The sequence below is a fragment of the Acetobacter thailandicus genome (genome assembly GCF_011516655.1).
In the GTDB taxonomy this organism is placed as follows: Bacteria; Pseudomonadota; Alphaproteobacteria; order Acetobacterales; family Acetobacteraceae; genus Acetobacter; species Acetobacter thailandicus.
Genome location: NZ_WOSV01000002.1, coordinates 40,275 through 57,716, shown reverse-complemented (window position 1 = coordinate 57,716; position 17,442 = coordinate 40,275). Strand labels below are relative to the sequence as shown.

Genomic DNA, 17,442 nt, shown 5'->3' with positions numbered 1-17,442 from the left:
GTACTCCTGGGCGGTTTGTCTGAGGGTGCTGTCGGTAAAATTATGACGTCTTATCCTGATACTGAAGCAGATTTAGAAGCGCGCAGAACGCTCAGGCGCTACCAGTGGACGGCGACAGCTCTGCTTGTCTTTATGGTGCTTTTAACTGTGGCAGGGTATGCGGCACCGGCCGCAGGCTGGGTTAAGGAGGCCTTCTGGCTGGAGGTTCTGCGCTCTGGTGCGCGGGCTGGTGTTGTCGGCGGGCTGGCAGACTGGTTTGCTGTTGTTGCGTTGTTTCGTCATCCGCTGGGGGTGCCTGTACCGCATACGGCGATCATTCCTGCGCAAAAAGAGCGTCTGGGTCGTGCTCTGGGGCGTTTCGTTTCTCGTCAGGTTTTGACGGAAGAGGAGGTTAAGCGGGTTTTTGACCGGCTGGATATTCCCTCAATCCTTTCAGGAACGCTTGATGATCCGGCAACCCGGAAAATGGCGGTACGTATTTTTTCTTCATCTGTGCGTCAGACATTTGACCGCCTTGAAGATGGCCGTGCTTCAGAGGCTATAAGCCGTATTTTACCAGGTCTGGTGGGTAGCAGTAATCTGACGCCGGTCGTGGCCAGAGCGCTCAGGTCGATGGTTGATAATGACCGCCATCAGGAAGTGCTTTCATATTTGCTGGAGCAGGTCAAAGAGGGGTTGCAGGCGCGTGAGAGCGCGTTGCGTACAATGATTGAGGATCGTGTGCGTGAGCAGGGCGGGCGCTTCCTGGGCTGGGCTATTGGTGGTTCTATAGCAACCAAAGTGTTGTTCGCGGTCAGTAAGGAGCTTGATCGTGTTGACCCTCAGAATTCAGGCCTGCGAGAAGGATTTACATCATGGGCTCGTGCGCAGATTGACCGGATTGAGCATGATCCTGAAAGAAGCCAGGAAATGTCACGTGCGATCACGGGTATTTTGTCGCATGAGAGTGTTGTCGTCTGGTGGTCAGACATCTGGGGGCGGTTTCGTCGTATGGCAGAAGCCGACGCAGAAAACCCCGATGGGCGTATAGCGTCAATGTTGCAGGATGCGCTGGGGCGGTTTGCCGGGCAGCTGAAAGATGATCAGGCCTTGCGGCAGGAAATTGTTGATAAACTGCATGCTGTTCTGATCAGAGCGCTGCCGTCTGTCAGAGAGCAGATTGAAGAATTTATTGCTCAGGTCGTTACCGGCTGGGATGGCGTGCAGGTCGCTGAAAAGCTTGAGCTGCGTGTCGGTAAAGACCTTCAGTTTATCAGGTTTAATGGCACGCTCGTCGGTTTTGGTGCGGGTGCGCTTCTTTTTATTGTTCTTAGATTATTGTTTGGCCTGAATGCTCAGTAAAAAGTGTGTCTTTCAGGTTAAAAACAATGTGCTTTTGGGTTGACCTTTCTGGTGTCTGACGTCATGTGTTTGAAACAGGACTCAAAAGGTCTTTTATCAGGTGGCAGAATATAATGCTAAAAATATCCCGTCTGGCTGACTACGCTGTTGTGATCCTCGTTACTCTCGGGGGGCAGGAGGGTGTAGTGACTTCGCCTTTTCTTGCAACACAGACCGGTGTTCCGGAGCCGACAGTGGCCAAGGTGCTTAAAATGCTGGCTTCAGGCGGGTTGGTTACTTCTCAGCGAGGGGCCAGAGGAGGGTATCGTCTCTCTCGTCCATTGTCTGAAATTTCGGTAGCCAGCGTTATTATGACAGTTGATGGACCTATAGCGCTAACAGCATGTGTCGATGGAGGAGAGTGTGATGCCGGGGTCTCCTGTCGGATGTGTGGAAGCTGGGATGCAATGAACAGTGCGATACGTGACGCTCTGGAGAAGATTTCTCTGGATGTGATGCAAAACAGTCGATCGAAAGAATTCGTTATATCTGCATTTTCGGGCAATGAAATGCCGACAAAAACGATGAGGCAATGTGGGGGATCTGAACAATGCCGGCAGTGACAGAGACTCGCGAGGCAGTAGAAAAGCTTGGCCTTTCGTCCTACAAATGGGGTTTCGAAACCGACATTGATATGGATGTCGCGCCAAAAGGTCTGAACGAGGATATTGTTCGCCTGATTTCAGCGCGAAAAGAAGAGCCGGAATGGATGCTTGAGTGGCGTCTGGCTGCTTTTCGTTCATGGTTACAGATGAAAGAGCCTGAGTGGGCTAAGGTCTCACATCCTCCGATTGACTATCAGGATGCGCATTACTACGCTGCGCCAAAAAAGAAGCCAGGCCCGAAATCTCTTGAGGAGGTCGATCCGGAGCTGCTCAGAACATATGAGAAGCTGGGTATCCCTCTGCATGAGCAGGCTATGCTGGCAGGCGTTGAAGTACCTGAGGGTGAACAGGCCCGCATGCCGGTTGCCGTCGATGCCGTGTTTGACAGTGTCTCGGTTGTGACGACGTTTCGTAAAACGCTTGAGGAGGCAGGAGTTATTTTCTGCCCTATTTCTGAAGCGATTAAAGAACATCCAGAGCTGGTTAAAAAATATCTTGGTACGGTGGTGCCGGTTGGTGATAATTTCTTTTCAGCGCTGAATTCTGCTGTGTTTACAGATGGTTCTTTCGTGTATGTGCCCGAAGGGGTGCGGTGCCCGATGGAGCTTTCAACCTACTTCCGTATTAACAGTCGTAATACCGGGCAGTTTGAACGCACATTGATCATTGTTGAAGACAGAGCTTCCGTTTCGTATCTTGAAGGGTGCACTGCCCCGATGCGTGATGAGAACCAGCTTCACGCCGCTGTTGTTGAACTGGTCGCGATGGAAGATGCCTCGATCAAATATTCAACGGTGCAGAACTGGTATCCGGGTGATGAGAACGGACGTGGCGGCATTTATAATTTTGTGACCAAGCGTGGCGCCTGCCGCGGAGCACGGTCTAAAATTTCATGGACGCAGGTAGAAACAGGCTCAGCAATTACCTGGAAATATCCTTCCTGTATTCTCCAGGGCGAAGGCTCTGTCGGCGAGTTCTACTCAGTCGCGGTTACCAATAATCATCAGCAGGCTGATACCGGCACGAAGATGATCCATATTGGTAAGAATACCCGTTCGACAATTATTGCGAAAACTATCAGCGCAGGTAACTCAGACAGTACCTATCGCGGTCTTGTCAGGGTGCAGCCAAAAGCATCGGGCGCGCGCAACTTTACACAGTGTGATAGCCTTCTTATCGGTGACCAGTGTGGTGCACATACTGTGCCTTATATTGAATGCCGCAATGCACAGGCGCGTATTGAGCATGAAGCAACAACCTCTAAAATTTCTGAGGATCAGCTGTTTTACTGCCGTCAGCGCGGGCTTTCAGAAGAAGATTCTGTCGGGCTCATCGTTAACGGGTTTTGTCGCGATGTGCTGAAAGAGCTGCCTATGGAATTTGCAGTTGAAGCACAGAAATTATTACAGATCAGCCTTGAAGGCAGCGTAGGGTAAGAGGGGCACGATATGAGCCAGTTTTTGGATATTTCCGGCCTGAATGCCCGGATTGATGCAGACGGTCAGGAAAAAGAAATTCTGCGTGGTGTGGACCTTGTTATCCCCCCGGGTGAAGTTCATGCCATTATGGGGCCAAATGGTTCCGGAAAATCAACCCTGTCCTATGTGCTCGCCGGGCGTGAAGATTATGAAGTAACCTCAGGGAGTGTCAGTTTCCAGGGGAAAGATCTTCTTGAAATGGAGCCTGAAGAGCGCGCTGCTGCCGGACTGTTTCTGGCATTCCAGTCTCCTGTTGAGTTGCCAGGGGTGAATAATGCAAACTTTCTGCGTACAGCAGTAAATGCCGTGCGCCGTGCGCGTGGGCAGGAAGAGCTTGATGCGGTTAATTTTCTTAAAACCGTCCGTGCCGCAGCTAAAGAGCTGGGTATGTCTCCGGATATGCTTAAGCGTAATGTCAATGTTGGCTTCTCTGGTGGTGAGAAAAAACGTAATGAAGTGTTGCAAATGACCCTTTTGCAGCCGTCATTCGCTATTCTTGATGAGACAGACAGTGGTCTTGATGTTGATGCACTGCGTATTGTGGCTGAGGGTGTGAAGCGCTTGCGCTCTCCTCAGTTCTCAGCACTGGTTATTACCCATCATCAGCGTCTGCTTGAATATATTGTGCCTGATCGTATTCACGTTATGGCAAAAGGGCGCATCATCCATTCCGGTGGTCCTGAGCTGGCACAGCAGATTGACCGTGAAGGTTATACCAAATTTCTGGCGGAGGCAGCGTGAGTGATATGTCTGCACCATTAGCGGTAACGCTTGAGCCGTTTCGCAAACAGCTCGAGGGTGTTTCCGGTCAACCGCAGAAAACCGCGCTTGAGGCTTTGCACCACACGGGTCTGCCTGACCGCAGAGTAGAAGACTGGAAATACACAAGCCTGCGTTTTCTTGCAGGCTCCGTGTTTCATAAGCCGGGTAAAAATTACGACAGTGCAAAGGCCCGTGCAGCACTTGCCGCTCTTGGGCTGGCAGAGGGCGCCGTAGCTGAGCTGCCTCGCCTGGTTTTTGTCAATGGTCATTTTGTGGCTGATCTGTCCGTGACTAAAGGGCTTTTTGCATGCTCCTTCTACACGGCAGATAAAGCTGAACCCGGTTCTCTTGTTCGCTCTGACCGTGAGCCACTGGCGGCTCTGAATACAGTTCTGGCTGAGAACGGTGTTGTGATTTCTGTGCCCGAAGGCATTGATGCCGGTCAGGTTCTGCTGGTTTCTCTGGGGCAGGCAGATTCTGATGCGGTGTCATATCACCCTCGTCACAGTGTACATGTTGCAAAGGGCGGAAAATTATCTTTGCTGTCAGTGCAGGCGGGTGAGGGGCATTATCTGCATAACCCGGTAACAGAGGTGTTTGTCGCCGCTGAGGCTGAGCTGCGTCACGTCACGCTTCAGGCTGAAAGCGATGCTGCGGCTAATTTATCAACGCTTTATGCCCAGATTGAAGAGCGCGGTAATTATGACAGCTTTGTCGTAGGGATTGGTGCGGCTCTGTCCCGTCATGAAGTGCATGCGTGTCTCGCTGAATCTTTTGCCCAGGTCCATATCAATGGCGTGCAGAGACTGGCTCAGACACAGCATGGCGACATTACGAGTGTTATTACCCATGCTGCACCTGACTGTATCTCGCGGCAGACAGTTCGTAATGTGCTTGATGACCGTGCACGTGGTGTTTTTCAGGGTAAGGTTCTGGTTGAACAGATTGCTCAGAAAACAGATGGTTATCAGATGAATCAGGCGCTGCTCCTTTCCGGGCAGGCAGAGATTGATGCTAAACCACAGCTCGAAATTTATGCTGATGACGTCAAATGTAGCCACGGTGCGACCGTAGGTGCGCTTGATGATGACCAGCTGTTTTACATGCGCAGTCGTGGGGTGCCTGAGGGTGAGGCGCGTCAGATTCTGATTGATGCTTTTCTTGAAGAGGTTCTTGAACTGATCGGGGATGAAACAGCACGTGAGGTTTGCAAAACCGTTATAGCGCGCCGTTTTCCCGTCAGTGAAGAGGGGGCGTAAATGTCAGCTGATCAGGTTATAAAAACGCACGCTGCGTTCAATAGTCAGCATATTCGCGAGCAGTTTCCGATCCTGAAGGAGACTGTTCACGGGCGCCCGCTGGTCTTTCTTGACAGTGGTGCCTCAGCGCAGAAGCCAGCCAGTGTGATTGACAGCATGGTGCACACCATGCGTACGCAATATGCTAACGTGCACCGTGGTCTGCACTGGATGAGTGAGCGGGCAACAGAAGCCTGTGAAGCGGTCAGAGACCAGGTGGCCGCTTTTCTTAATGCGCCATCACGTGATGAGATTATTTTTACTAAGAACAGCACCGAAGCTATTAACCTTGTAGCATATTCCTTTGGTGCTTTGCTTAAACCGGGTCAGGCTGTTGTGATCTCTGAAATGGAGCATCATGCAAACCTGGTGCCCTGGCAGCTGTTACGTGACAGAGCCGGTATTGAGCTGCGGGTTGCTCCGATTACAGATGATGGAGACCTTAATCTGACTGCTCTGCAGGCTTTGCTGGCAGATGGAAAGGTTGCTCTTGTTGCCATAACGCATATGTCGAATGTGCTGGGCACTGTGACACCTGCAAAGCAGATTGCAGATATTGCACATGCTGCCGGTGCACAGGTGCTGTTTGACGGCAGTCAGTTTGCGGTGCACCGCAAAACAGATGTGCAGGATATCGGGGCTGATTTTTATGTCTTTACCGGCCATAAACTTTATGGCCCCACCGGTATTGGTGTGCTGTGGGGACGCTCAGAGCTGCTGAATGCTATGCCGCCTTTTATGGGTGGTGGCGATATGATTTCAACCGTTTCGTTCGAACGTTCAGAGTGGGCTGCTCTGCCTTATAAGTTTGAAGCCGGTACACCTGCTATTGTTGAAATTGTCGGGCTTGGTGCCGCTATCTCGTGGGTTGAAGCTATCGGTATGGAGGCAATTACTGCCCATGAAGCACAGCTGACAGGCTATGCTCTGAAGCGTCTTGCTGATGTGCCAGGCCTGCGCGTGATCGGGAAGCCCAAAGATCGTGGCGGGGTTATTTCTTTTGTGATGGATGATGTTCATCCTCATGATATGGCGACCCTGCTTGACCGTAACGGTATCGCGATCAGGGCCGGGCATCATTGTGCAGAACCGCTGATCAGGCGTCTGGGGCTTACAGCTACGGCACGTGCCAGCTTTGGTGTTTATACCACCGAAGAAGACATAGATGCACTGGCAGATACTCTCATTAAAATACGGGATTTCTTCGTGTGACACACACCGGAGATGTCGCGGCCCTTTATGATGAGCTGATAGTCGGGCGATCACGCCAGCCACAGTTTAATGGTCACCTGGAAAACCCGCAGGCTACAGGTGAAGGGCGTAATCCTCTCTGTGGTGATAAAACACGGGTGGAAATTGGTATTGAAGAGTACCATATCAGTGCTGTAAGGCATGTGACCAGAGGATGTGCAATTTGTCTGGCTGCGGCTGATCTGATGGCCGAGCGTGTCACAGGTTTAAAAAAAGCCGAGGCGCTGACTGTTGCTCAAAAATTTTCTGCCATGCTGGTTGGGGACGAGTCTCACTCTTCATCTGGTATGGAAGAAACGGAACTTGGTATTTTAACTATTTTTTCCCCTTTGCAGTCACATCGGGCGCGTATCCGGTGTGCTGAGTTACCATGGGTTGCTTTAAAGGAGGCGCTTTCTCATGTCGATATCTGAAAAAGTGCAGGAGTCAGTGCCTGAGGCTGCCGATGAGGCTGTGACTGGCCAGGCAGTGCAGCATACGCCTGACAGTGAAGAGCGTGCGAAAGTAGAGAGCTGGTCTCCTGAAGGAGATGATGAGGCATCTCATGCATCTGCCTCTGCCGCACAGGTTGATGAAGATGCGGTTATCAGTGCGATCGCAACGGTTCATGACCCGGAAATTCCGGTTAATATTTATGAGCTGGGTCTTATCTATGCCATTGATCTTTATGATGATGGTAAGGTGAAAATTGAAATGACCCTGACGGCACCTAACTGCCCCAGCGCGCAGGAACTGCCGCTGCAGGTCAAAGAAGCAGTTGAAAAAGTGCCGGGTGTCGGTGCCGCAACTGTTGATATTGTGTGGGATCCACCCTGGGATATGTCGCGTATGAGCGATGAAGCCCGCCTTGCTTTGAATATGTTTTGACAGAGAGGATGATAATGTCTGCATCACTATCGGCAGCTGGCTCATCACCTAAAAGAGAATTGCCACCTCTTATGCGACTAAGCGAGAGCGCAGCCCGTCAGCTGGAACATTTGTATAATACAGCGCATAGCGGGCAGGTTTTACGTATTTCAGTTACCACACGTGGCTGCTCAGGGCAGGCTTACGACATGCAGTTTGTCGAGGGGCCGACCGAAGGCGATGAAGTTGTTAAAGATAAAGGTTTGACTCTGCTGGTTGACCGGAAAGCCGTTCTGTTCCTGATCGGAACAGAAATGGACTTTCGTCAGTCAGACCTGGAGGAGGGGTTTGTGTTTAACAACCCTAACGAGAAAGGCCGCTGCGGCTGCGGCGAGAGCTTCCATGTGTAAAGCTGCAAACCACCTCTGTTTCAGCTGACCACAAAAACTGGTCAATAACTTCAAGGCTGTTCAGGCGATAGCCAGCATCATGCAGGGCTTTTGCGTCTTTCGCCAGGGCAGCCGGGTTGCAACTGACATAAATAATGTGTTGCGGTTTGCCGGTTGTCAGTTGCCGCATTTGCAGGCCTGCTCCGCTGTGTGGCGGGTCAAGCACAACAACATTAGCGGCTTTCAGTACAGTGCCCATAACAGGCTGCCGGTTGAGGTCACGACATTCAACGTTAAGCCGTGTGCCACCAGCGACAGCCTTCAGGCAGGCTGCCGCGGGTGCATATCCTTCATAAGCAAAGACCTGATGATGCGCTGCCAGTGGCAGGCTTAGCGTGCCGCAGCCGGCATAGAGTTCGATAATTTTATCCCGTTTGCCAATTTTTTTGGGCAGGGCACTAAGTACAGCATCCTGAATCCAGGTTTCACTGGGGGCAGTGGCCTGTAAAAATGCTCCTGGGGGCAGAGCAACCGTCACACCGGCCATCGTATGGTATACCGGACCAGATTGTGCAACGGTCTCATAGGCTTCTGTGCCGCGCTGGTACCAGCTGATACGTGGAGCGGAAATAGTGGCCGAGAGGCTGGCAAGGCGTGTCCTGTCACCACTGCTGAGTGGACCATCCGTTGTCAGCAGAATATCAAGACCGGATTCGAGCAGGTTAAGCTGTATTTCACCAGCCTGGCGCAGTCCTTCCAGGCTTTGCAGCGTCTGACGAACAGAAGGCAGCGCAGCCATCAGGTTCGGGTGCATAATAGTGCAGCTTGTCAGGTCAATAACCTGATCGCTATTGCGCGCATGAAGGCCAACGAGAACATTTTTGCCATTGCGGCGTATTGCCAGGTCTGCCCGGCGCCGTGAATGGGCCGGAACCTGGCGCTGTGCTGGTACAGGAGTATCAGAAAACCCTGCTTTTTTTAGTGCATAAACAACGCGCTGTGTTTTCCATTCAAGAATGGCAGGCAGGCTCATATGCTGAAGGGTGCAGCCACCACAGGACTGAAACAGAGGGCAGGATGGCTCAACCCGGTCTGACGCAGGGGTGATGACAGAAACAAGCTGGTATTTCTGCCCCGATACGGGCTGAGCTTCAACTTTTTCGCCGGGCAGAGCGCCAGTAACGTAAAGAGGTTGTCCATCAGGCAGGGCCGCAATCCCATCTCCCTGAGCTCCCAGGGAGTGGATCATGACCTCTACGCTTTTGCCGCCGGGTGAGGGCGTATGTTCTGAAGTCACAGTCAGAGTGTCTCTGACGCGGTATTGTCTTCAGAAAATCCCGGTTCAGCGGTTGTCGCAAGCTCAGAGAGAATGGTCGTGCGACGAGGCAGCATCATAAAGGCTGGCACATTCTGACCAAAGCCCGGGACATCATTGCCCTGTGTGGAGGATTGAATCTCCTCGCGCTGGCGGTCGCGTTCCCGATAAGATTTTTTCGGGTTGTATTTCGTTGCGTTCCTGCCTGCGTTGTCCTGCTCAGCTGGCTGTGCAGGGGCATTGCGGGGCGCTGCCTCTTTATTCTGCCGGTCTTTATTGCCCTGAGAATTGCGGCGTGACTGATCCTGCCGGTTCCCACGAGGGGGACGTTTTTCTTCCGACCATTCGAGCGTCTCAATTCCCTCCGGTTTCAGGAGTGGAATGGGCTTTTCAGTCAGCTTTTCAATCGCATCAACCAGAGCTTTGTCATAAGGCGAGGCTATGCTGTAGGCATGACCTGTACGTCCGGCACGGCCGGTACGTCCGATTCGGTGCACATAATCTTCGGCCTGGAATGGAAGGTCGAAGTTAAAGACGTGCGATAAACCGCCAATATCAATGCCACGCGCAGCGACATCAGAGCAGACGAGAATTTTCAGCTCGTTATTCTTGAATTTTTCAAGAGTGGTAAATCTGGCGCTCTGGTGCATATCACCATGCAGGCATCCGACTGAAAAACCATGCTTGGAGAGGGAGCGCATCAGAATATCAACATCGCGCTTACGATTGCAGAATACAATCGCATTTTGCAGCTCAGGGTCCCTGAGCATCTGGCGCAGCGTTTCGCGTTTGCTGAACTCATCAACAATTACCAGGCCTGTTTCGATCGTCGTAGCGACGGAAGAAGGGCGGGCAACAGTAATCTCTTTGGGTGAATGCAGGAAAGCATCAGCCAGCTTGCGAATGGCGGGAGCCATTGTCGCAGAGAAGAAGAGAGTCTGTCTGTTAGGGGGAAGCAGAGCGACAATTTTCTCAATATCGGGAATAAAGCCCATATCGAGCATTCTGTCGGCTTCATCAATCACCAGAATGCGTGTCTGATTCATGAGCAGCCCGCCTCTGTCGAAGAGGTCGAGCAGACGGCCAGGCGTTGCGATCAGAACGTCAACACCGCGGTTAAGGACCTCTTTCTGGTCAGCCATGCTCTCACCGCCGATGAGGAGTGCATGTGTCAGTTTGAGGTGCTTGCCGTAATTTACAAAATTTTCTGCGACCTGCAGTGCCAGTTCACGCGTTGGCTCAAGAATGAGTGAGCGTGGCATGCGGGCACGGGCACGCGAATCAGAGAGGATTTCAAGCATAGGCAAAGTGAAGGAGGCTGTTTTGCCTGTGCCCGTCTGGGCTACGCCAAGAACATCCTTCGCCATCAGTACAGCAGGAATAGCCTGCTCCTGAATCTGAGTTGGATGAGTATAACCCATCTCCGCAATGGCTTTTAAAATAGGCTCAGACAGACCCAGATCTCTGAAAAGAGTTTTCTTTTCTTCCGGTGCCGTTGCAGCTTCAGCTTCAGGAACAGCCGTCTCAGCTACGGCGGCAGGAAGTTCAGGGGCAGGAGCGGGCTCAGTCACAGTTTCTTCTGCAACGACCTCTTCTGCGATGACGACCGGTGCAGACTGTTCAATAGCAGGCTGCTCAGTTTTTTCAGCTTTAGCCGTTTTCTTGCGAACTGGTGTTTTGCGTGGTTTTGCAGGTGCTTTTTTACGTGCTGGCTTTTTTTCTTCCGCCGTTTCTTCCGCCGCAGATTCCACAACAGCTTCAGCCGCAGGTGCCGCAGCTTTTGGCTTTGTGACACGACGCTTGCGTGCAGGCTTGCTGGCCGGCTCGGTGGTGACTGCGCTGTCATCAGTGGGAGTAACCTCAGGCGTCTCTGTTCCGGTCTCAGCCAGAGTCACAGGGGCGTCTGTATCCGCTTTTTTGCGGGTGCGGGTTACAGTCTTGCGGGTCCGGGCGGGTTTTTGGGCTGTCAATATGCTCTCGGGTTTAAGTCAGTCGTGATTAATCGCACACTAACCGGCTCAAAACTTTACTGTTTGCACTATTTAAGACCAGGGCAAGAGTGAAGAGTTTAAAGCCGGTCGCACGGTGTTCCGATAAAGCGATTTGCACTGAGAATCAAGTTTTCCTGTGCGTTACGATTCGATTAAAGGAAAGGGTGTCCCATTGATGCCACGACAACAGTCAGCAGGCCGAGTGCCACAATGAGCATGATTTGCTTGCGTACAGCATCAAATGTGGCTGGTTGCGGGCGAATGGCGCGGCGTAATTTCTGGTAAGGGCCGCTGAGTATTCTGATGAAAAGAATCGCCATGATCAGGCCGATTGCCTGCATGACGTTAGTTGTCCAGGGGGCGTGTGCAAAACCTCCTTCGTGAATAATCATGAGCCAGCCGGTAATGAGCACAGTCGGCACAATATGTTTCAGCATTTTAAAGAAACGCTGAAGTGTCTGAAGATGCACAGAGCTGCGTTGTGTGTTGTCGAGCAGGCTCAGGCTGGGGCGCAGAACAACTACGGCATAAAAGCCTCCTCCGATCCACACGCAGATACTGATAATGTGCAGAGCGAGGATGAGGCTCCACAAAACAGGGTAAGACATAGAGACTCCGCAGATGCAGGAAACCGCTGAGGGTTTCGTCGTTTTAACCAGTAAGGCCACGTCATTAAGCTGACAAGCAGCCCGTACAGACCTATAATTATGATACTGATTGCCAAGCCAGGCGCTCAGGTGCAAGTGAGTATTCTGTTGTCTGGCGGGATAGAGGAGGCAGTGTTGCCCATATCACGACGTTCGGCTCTCGCTCTTTTTACACCGGCTGAAATGGCACAGGCTGATCGCCTGGCCCAGGATCTGAAACCGGTTTCTGCCCTGATTGATGCCGCCGGGCGTGCGGTTGCCAGAGCAGTGCGGCGGCATTTCAGGCCGTGCCGTGTGCTGGTTGTGTGTGGGCCGGGCAATAACGGTGCTGATGGCTATGCTGCAGCACGATATCTCTTCAATGCAGGCTGGCCTGTTGCTGTGGCCTCCTGCCCGGATGGCGGGGGCAGGGCCGAGGCATCGGAGTCTGCCAGGCTTTTTAAAGGGCCCCGGGTGCCATTTACGCCGGCTGAAGCTGAGCGGGCCGATCTGGTGATCGATGCAGTTTTTGGTGCAGGTCTGAAGCGTGATCTGGCGAACGATGTATCAGACCTTTTACAGGCAGCGCGTCGCATTGTTGCGATTGATGTGCCTTCGGGGGTTGATGGTGCGACCGGTGCATTGTGTGGAGTTGTATCGCCCGCAGAAATGACTGTCACTTTCGTGCGTTTTAAGCCGGGGCATCTGCTTTATCCGGCTCGTAGCCTTATGGGTGAACTGGTGCTGGCAGATATTGGAATGCCTGATGTCGTGCCTGAGCAGGTGGCGCCACGTACCTGGTGTAATGAGCCAGGCTTATGGCAGTTGCCGTTACCGTCCCCTGAGGATCACAAATACAGCCGGGGTGTTGTCAGTATCTGTGCCGGGCATGTCATGCCCGGGGCCGCGCGCCTGTGTGCCGGTGGTGCGAGAGCCGTCGGGGCAGGGCTTGTGCGGGTGGCCGCAGGGAGTGATGCTTCGGCTTATCGCATGGGGATGCCTGGGCTTGTGGTAGATGAAGAGCCGCTTGGTGACCTGATGGCTGATTCGCGACGCAGGGTGTGGGTGTGCGGGCCTGGGCTGACTGAGGCTGAGGCCTTGCAGGCTTTGCCAGTTTTATTGCGCGCAAAGAAAACCATACTGGCTGATGCCGGGCTTCTGTCAGCCTGTGCCGGTGATCCGGAAAAATTACGTGGTGTTGCTGTTATGACGCCACATAGCGGAGAGTTTACCAGATTATTTGGAGCGCCGGAGGCGGATCTGCCAGGACAGGTACGCCGGGCCGCACGTCTGACATGCGCGGTTGTGGTGCTTAAAGGCGCGTCAACGCTGATAGCTGCGCCTGACGGGCGTCTTGCGATTAATAACCACGCGAGTCCTGCCCTGGCAACTGCGGGCTCAGGGGATACTCTTTCCGGGGTTATTGCTGCTTTGCTGGCAGCGGGGATGTCAGCCTGGGAGGCCGCCTGTGCAGGTGTCTGGCTGCATGGTGAGGCAGGCCTGGAGGCTGGATCATGGCCGCTTGCGGAGGATCTGGATCGTTTTCTGGGGAGTGCGCGTGAAAAAGCAACGCGGCTGCAGATGCTCAGTTCTTTCGATTAATTGCAATCACTGCTCTTGCAGAGTGCTTCGCTCTGCGCTAAGTCCACGCAACTTATGACGGAGCAGTTTAAAGCTGTGCGGGCGTGGTGGAATTGGCAGACACGCCAGATTTAGGTTCTGGTGACGCAAGTCGTGGGGGTTCAAGTCCCTCCGCCCGTACCAACATTATTGTTGGTAGCTCCGTCTGATCCGCAGCAGCCTTTCGGCACGATGCGGGATTTTTTATTTGTACCGAAAGGAAGGCCTGGCCAATGCAGGTTACTGAGACTCTTTCCGAAGGGTTGAAACGTGGTTTCACCGTTACGATCCCTGCAGCAGATATCGCAGCAAAACAGGATGCGCGCCTTAAAGAAGTAGCAGGAAATCTGAAGCTTCCCGGTTTCCGTCCAGGGAAAGTGCCTCTCACTCTTGCAAAGCAGCGCTATGGCGAAGCTGTTCGCAGCGAAGTTCTGGAGCAGGTTGTTTCAGATACGCTGAAAACAGTTTTTGAAGAGCGTGGTCTGCGCCCGAGCGGTCAGCCTAAAGTTGATCTGGTTTCAGGCCAGGAAGCAGGGCAGGACGTATCATTCACTGTTGAAGCTGAAATTCTGCCGGAAATAGCAGATCCTGACCTGTCAGGTGTTGAGCTTACCCGCCTCAAAGCAGCTGTCAGCGATAAAGCTGTTGACGATGTTCTGAATGATATTGCTAAAAATCAGCGCAGCTTCGAGGTGATTGAAGAAGATCGTCCGGCTGAAACCGGTGATGTCGTGACTGTTGACTTCGAAGGTAAGGACAATGGTGTTCCTTTCGAAGGTGGTACAGCTCAGGATGTTAATGTTGAAATTGGTGGCCAGGGCTTTATCCCCGGTTTTGCTGAGCAGATTGCCGGTATAAAAGCTGGTGAAGAGAAAGTGATCACGGTTACTTTCCCGGCTGATTACGGTGCAGCTGAGCTGGCTGGCAAAGAAGTCACGTTCGACATCAAAGCTAAAGCTCTGAAAAAACCTGTTGCTGCAGCTCTTGACGATGAGCTGGCAAAGAAAGTTGGCCTTGGTAGCCTTGAAGAGCTGCGCAGCATGGTGCGTCAGCAGCTTGAAGGCGAATATGACCGCGTGTCACGTCTGCGCATTAAACGTGATCTGCTTGATGTTCTGGCCGAAAAAGCTGATTTCTCAGCGCCGGAAAGCATGATCGATGCAGAATTTGAGCAGATCTGGCAGCGTGTTGAAGCTGACAAAAAAGCTGGTCAGCTTGATGACGAAGACAAAGAAAAAGACGAAGACACCCTGCGTGCTGATTACCGTAAGATCGCAGAACGTCGTGTGAAGCTGGGTCTGTGGCTGGCTGAAATTGGTCGCAGAAACACGATCAGCATCACTCAGGAAGAAATGAACCGTGCGCTGCAGGCAGAAATGGCCCGCTACCCCGGTCAGGAACAGCAGGTTCTGCAGTTCTTCCAGAGTAATCCACAGGCGATTGAAACGATCCGTGGGCCGATTTTCGAAAATAAAGTTATCGATTATCTGCTGGAGCTGGCTAAGGTGGAAGACAAAGAAGTCTCTCCAGAAGAGCTGGCGGAAAACCCGGAAGCCAGCATTTAATGCCTTCCAGTCCCGTCAGAAAATTCTGACGGGACATTTTTTTGTGCCTCTTTTTCCGTTCCGGGGTAGCATATTGCTACATTTTCTCTATCTTTAGTCTGGAGTGCCTGAGCTGCTCCTTCCTGCACTATGTGTGAGGGATAAGGCTTGAGCAGGTTTTTTACGGGAATGATTGATATGAGGGATACTAATCCCGTTGAGATTTTTAGTAATGCTCTAGTACCCATGGTGGTTGAGCAGACATCTCGGGGTGAACGGGCTTTCGATATTTATTCCCGTCTGCTTCAGGAGCGGATTATTTTTCTGACAGGCCCTGTTTACGATCAGGTTGCGTCTGTTATTTCTGCTCAGCTTCTCTATCTTGAGAGTGTAAACCCGACAAAAGAGATTTCTTTTTACATCAACAGTCCGGGTGGCGTTGTGTCGGCTGGTCTTGCGATTTATGACACGATGCAATATATCCGCAGCCCTGTCAGCACAGTGTGTATTGGTCAGGCTGCCTCTATGGGGTCTCTGCTCCTGGCTGGTGGCGAGAAAGGTCGTCGCTTTATTCTGCCTAATGCACGCGTCATGGTGCACCAGCCATCAGGTGGTGCGCAGGGGCAGGCCAGTGATATTGAAATTCAGGCAAAAGAAATTCTGATTATTCGTCAGCGTCTGAACGAAATTTATCGCGAGCATACCGGGCAGTCTCTCGAGGATATTGAGAATAAACTTGAGCGTGACAGCTATATGTCTGCAGAGGAAGCGCGTAGCTTTGGTATAGTTGATAAAGTTATCAGCCATCATAAAGCAACGGAACAGACAGCGGGGAAGGATAAAAATCATCCTTAACCTGGTTTATAAAGTTATTTTCAGCACTGCAGGGGCAGTCTCTGCTTCGTACGGTGCTGATAAGATGAACAAGGCGACCTGCGGTTTTCTGGGGTCCTGGATGATCGAGGGAGTGCACTCATGAACGCGAAAACAGGCGATTCCAAGAATACATTGTACTGCTCATTCTGCGGCAAGTCGCAGCATGAGGTCAGAAAATTAATTGCAGGTCCAACCGTTTTTATCTGTGATGAATGTGTCGAGCTTTGCATGGATATTATCCGTGAAGAGCATAAGACATCTCAGGTCAGCTCACGTGAGGGTGTTCCTACCCCCAAAGAGATCTGTAAAATTCTGGACGATTATGTCATTGGTCAGTTCCAGGCAAAAAAAGTTCTCTCAGTAGCTGTACATAATCATTACAAACGTCTGACCCAGGTTGCTAAAAGCGGCGAAGTTGAGATTGCAAAATCTAACATTCTGCTGATCGGCCCGACAGGTTCAGGTAAGACGCTTCTTGCTCAGACACTTGCCCGCATTCTTGATGTGCCCTTCACAATGGCAGATGCGACGACTCTGACCGAGGCCGGATATGTTGGTGAAGATGTTGAGAACATTATTCTCAAACTTCTTCAGGCAGCCGATTATAATGTTGAGCGTGCTCAGCGCGGTATCGTCTATATTGACGAAATTGATAAAATTTCCCGCAAATCAGATAACCCGTCTATCACACGCGATGTGAGTGGTGAGGGTGTTCAGCAGGCTCTGCTGAAGCTGATGGAAGGCACAGTTGCTTCTGTTCCCCCTCAGGGTGGGCGTAAGCATCCGCAGCAGGAATTCCTTCAGGTTGATACGACCAACATGCTCTTTATCTGTGGCGGTGCGTTTGCCGGACTGGATAAAATTATCTCAGCACGAGGTAAGGGTGTTGGTATGGGTTTCGGAGCAGATGTTACCTCTGTTGACGAGCGTAAAACCGGCGAGATTTTGCAGGATGTAGAGCCTGAAGATCTGATGAAGTTTGGTCTTATTCCTGAATTTATTGGTCGTTTGCCTGTGCTGGCAACGCTTGGTGATCTCGATGAGGCAGCTCTTATCAGTATCCTGACTGCGCCTAAAAACGCGCTTGTGAAGCAGTATCAGCGTCTGTTCCAGATGGAAAATGTTGATCTGGTTTTCACGGATGATGCTCTGAAAGTCATTGCAGACCGGGCCATTAAACGTCAGACAGGCGCCAGAGGACTGCGCTCTATTATGGAGAGCATTCTGATGTCGACGATGTTTGATCTTCCTGGGATGTCAGATATTCAGGAAGTTGTCGTGAACCATGATGTTGCCGATGAGAAGACACCACCGGTTTATGTTTATGGTAAAAAAGACGACGTTTCTGCAGAACAGTCAGCCTGAAGCGATATTTTTAGAAAAAAAAATCCCGGTCTGACCTTTAAATCCATTGTTAAGTGCGGTGTTTGCTACAATATGTAGCAAACACAAGAAGGGGGC

Annotated in this window: 16 protein-coding genes and 1 tRNA gene; 14 read left to right on the top strand and 3 right to left on the bottom strand. The window is 51.8% G+C overall.

The features are described 5' to 3' along the window. Window positions 1-42 precede the first annotated feature (42 nt). The 9 genes from GOB58_RS02920 to GOB58_RS02880 all read left to right on the top strand — a co-directional run bounded on the left by GOB58_RS02920 (window position 43) and on the right by GOB58_RS02880 (window position 8,030). On the top strand, window positions 43-1,341 hold the full coding sequence (locus GOB58_RS02920) for a DUF445 domain-containing protein (protein WP_173559305.1): 1,299 nt from the start codon (window positions 43-45) through the stop codon (window positions 1,339-1,341). Between the two features lie 113 nt (window positions 1,342-1,454). Beyond that, window positions 1,455-1,943 (top strand): SUF system Fe-S cluster assembly regulator, encoded by a 489-nt coding sequence (locus tag GOB58_RS02915; RefSeq protein ID WP_086554992.1) that lies wholly within the window; start codon window positions 1,455-1,457, stop codon window positions 1,941-1,943. Next, complete coding sequence (sufB, locus tag GOB58_RS02910; protein ID WP_086554993.1) at window positions 1,931-3,421, top strand: Fe-S cluster assembly protein SufB; 1,491 nt, start codon at window positions 1,931-1,933, stop codon at window positions 3,419-3,421. The genes GOB58_RS02915 and sufB overlap by 13 nt, the downstream gene beginning before the upstream one ends. A gap of 12 nt (window positions 3,422-3,433) precedes the next feature. After that, the gene (sufC, locus tag GOB58_RS02905; RefSeq protein ID WP_086554994.1) at window positions 3,434-4,204 is read left to right on the top strand and encodes a Fe-S cluster assembly ATPase SufC; all 771 of its coding nucleotides are present in this window, start codon (window positions 3,434-3,436) and stop codon (window positions 4,202-4,204) included. Between the two features lie 5 nt (window positions 4,205-4,209). Then, window positions 4,210-5,484 carry a Fe-S cluster assembly protein SufD gene (sufD, locus tag GOB58_RS02900; RefSeq protein ID WP_173559511.1) on the top strand — a complete coding sequence of 425 codons (1,275 nt, stop codon included), beginning with the start codon at window positions 4,210-4,212 and terminating at the stop codon, window positions 5,482-5,484. Next, complete coding sequence (locus tag GOB58_RS02895) at window positions 5,485-6,735, top strand: aminotransferase class V-fold PLP-dependent enzyme (protein ID WP_086554995.1); 1,251 nt, start codon at window positions 5,485-5,487, stop codon at window positions 6,733-6,735. Then, window positions 6,732-7,187: a Fe-S cluster assembly sulfur transfer protein SufU gene (gene sufU, locus GOB58_RS02890; protein ID WP_173559304.1), complete on the top strand. Its 456-nt coding sequence runs from the start codon at window positions 6,732-6,734 to the stop codon at window positions 7,185-7,187. The genes GOB58_RS02895 and sufU overlap by 4 nt, the downstream gene beginning before the upstream one ends. Then, entirely contained in the window at window positions 7,174-7,641 is a 468-nt protein-coding gene (locus GOB58_RS02885) for an SUF system Fe-S cluster assembly protein (RefSeq protein WP_086554997.1), read from the top strand. Before sufU ends, GOB58_RS02885 begins: the two co-directional genes overlap by 14 nt. Window positions 7,642-7,655: 14 nt before the next feature. Then, entirely contained in the window at window positions 7,656-8,030 is a 375-nt protein-coding gene (locus tag GOB58_RS02880; protein WP_086554998.1) for a HesB/IscA family protein, read from the top strand. Here the strand turns inward: GOB58_RS02880 and rlmD are convergent. The 3 genes from rlmD to GOB58_RS02865 form a co-directional block, all read right to left on the bottom strand. Beyond that, complete coding sequence (gene rlmD / locus GOB58_RS02875) at window positions 7,984-9,306, bottom strand: 23S rRNA (uracil(1939)-C(5))-methyltransferase RlmD (protein ID WP_322973207.1); 1,323 nt, start codon at window positions 9,304-9,306, stop codon at window positions 7,984-7,986. The genes GOB58_RS02880 and rlmD overlap by 47 nt on opposite strands. A 2-nt stretch (window positions 9,307-9,308) precedes the next feature. Next, window positions 9,309-10,949, bottom strand: a complete 1,641-nt coding sequence (locus tag GOB58_RS02870; RefSeq protein ID WP_407651722.1) for a DEAD/DEAH box helicase — start codon at window positions 10,947-10,949, stop codon at window positions 9,309-9,311. A 518-nt stretch (window positions 10,950-11,467) separates the two neighbouring features. Beyond that, a complete protein-coding gene (locus GOB58_RS02865) occupies window positions 11,468-11,923 on the bottom strand; it encodes a hypothetical protein (RefSeq protein WP_086555050.1) in 456 nt (151 codons plus the stop codon). A 222-nt stretch (window positions 11,924-12,145) separates the two neighbouring features. Between GOB58_RS02865 and GOB58_RS02860 the strand changes: the two genes are divergently transcribed. From GOB58_RS02860 to clpX, 5 genes are all read left to right on the top strand, one after another. Next, complete coding sequence (locus tag GOB58_RS02860; RefSeq protein ID WP_242005223.1) at window positions 12,146-13,543, top strand: NAD(P)H-hydrate dehydratase; 1,398 nt, start codon at window positions 12,146-12,148, stop codon at window positions 13,541-13,543. A gap of 77 nt (window positions 13,544-13,620) precedes the next feature. Then, window positions 13,621-13,705 (top strand) — tRNA-Leu (locus GOB58_RS02855). An 89-nt stretch (window positions 13,706-13,794) separates the two neighbouring features. Beyond that, window positions 13,795-15,126: a trigger factor gene (tig, locus tag GOB58_RS02850; protein ID WP_086636410.1), complete on the top strand. Its 1,332-nt coding sequence runs from the start codon at window positions 13,795-13,797 to the stop codon at window positions 15,124-15,126. Window positions 15,127-15,294: 168 nt separating this feature from the next. Further along, window positions 15,295-15,960 (top strand): ATP-dependent Clp protease proteolytic subunit, encoded by a 666-nt coding sequence (locus tag GOB58_RS02845; protein ID WP_173559301.1) that lies wholly within the window; start codon window positions 15,295-15,297, stop codon window positions 15,958-15,960. A 120-nt stretch (window positions 15,961-16,080) separates the two neighbouring features. Continuing rightward, a complete protein-coding gene (gene clpX, locus GOB58_RS02840) occupies window positions 16,081-17,346 on the top strand; it encodes an ATP-dependent Clp protease ATP-binding subunit ClpX (protein ID WP_086555001.1) in 1,266 nt (421 codons plus the stop codon). Window positions 17,347-17,442: the final 96 nt, after the last annotated feature.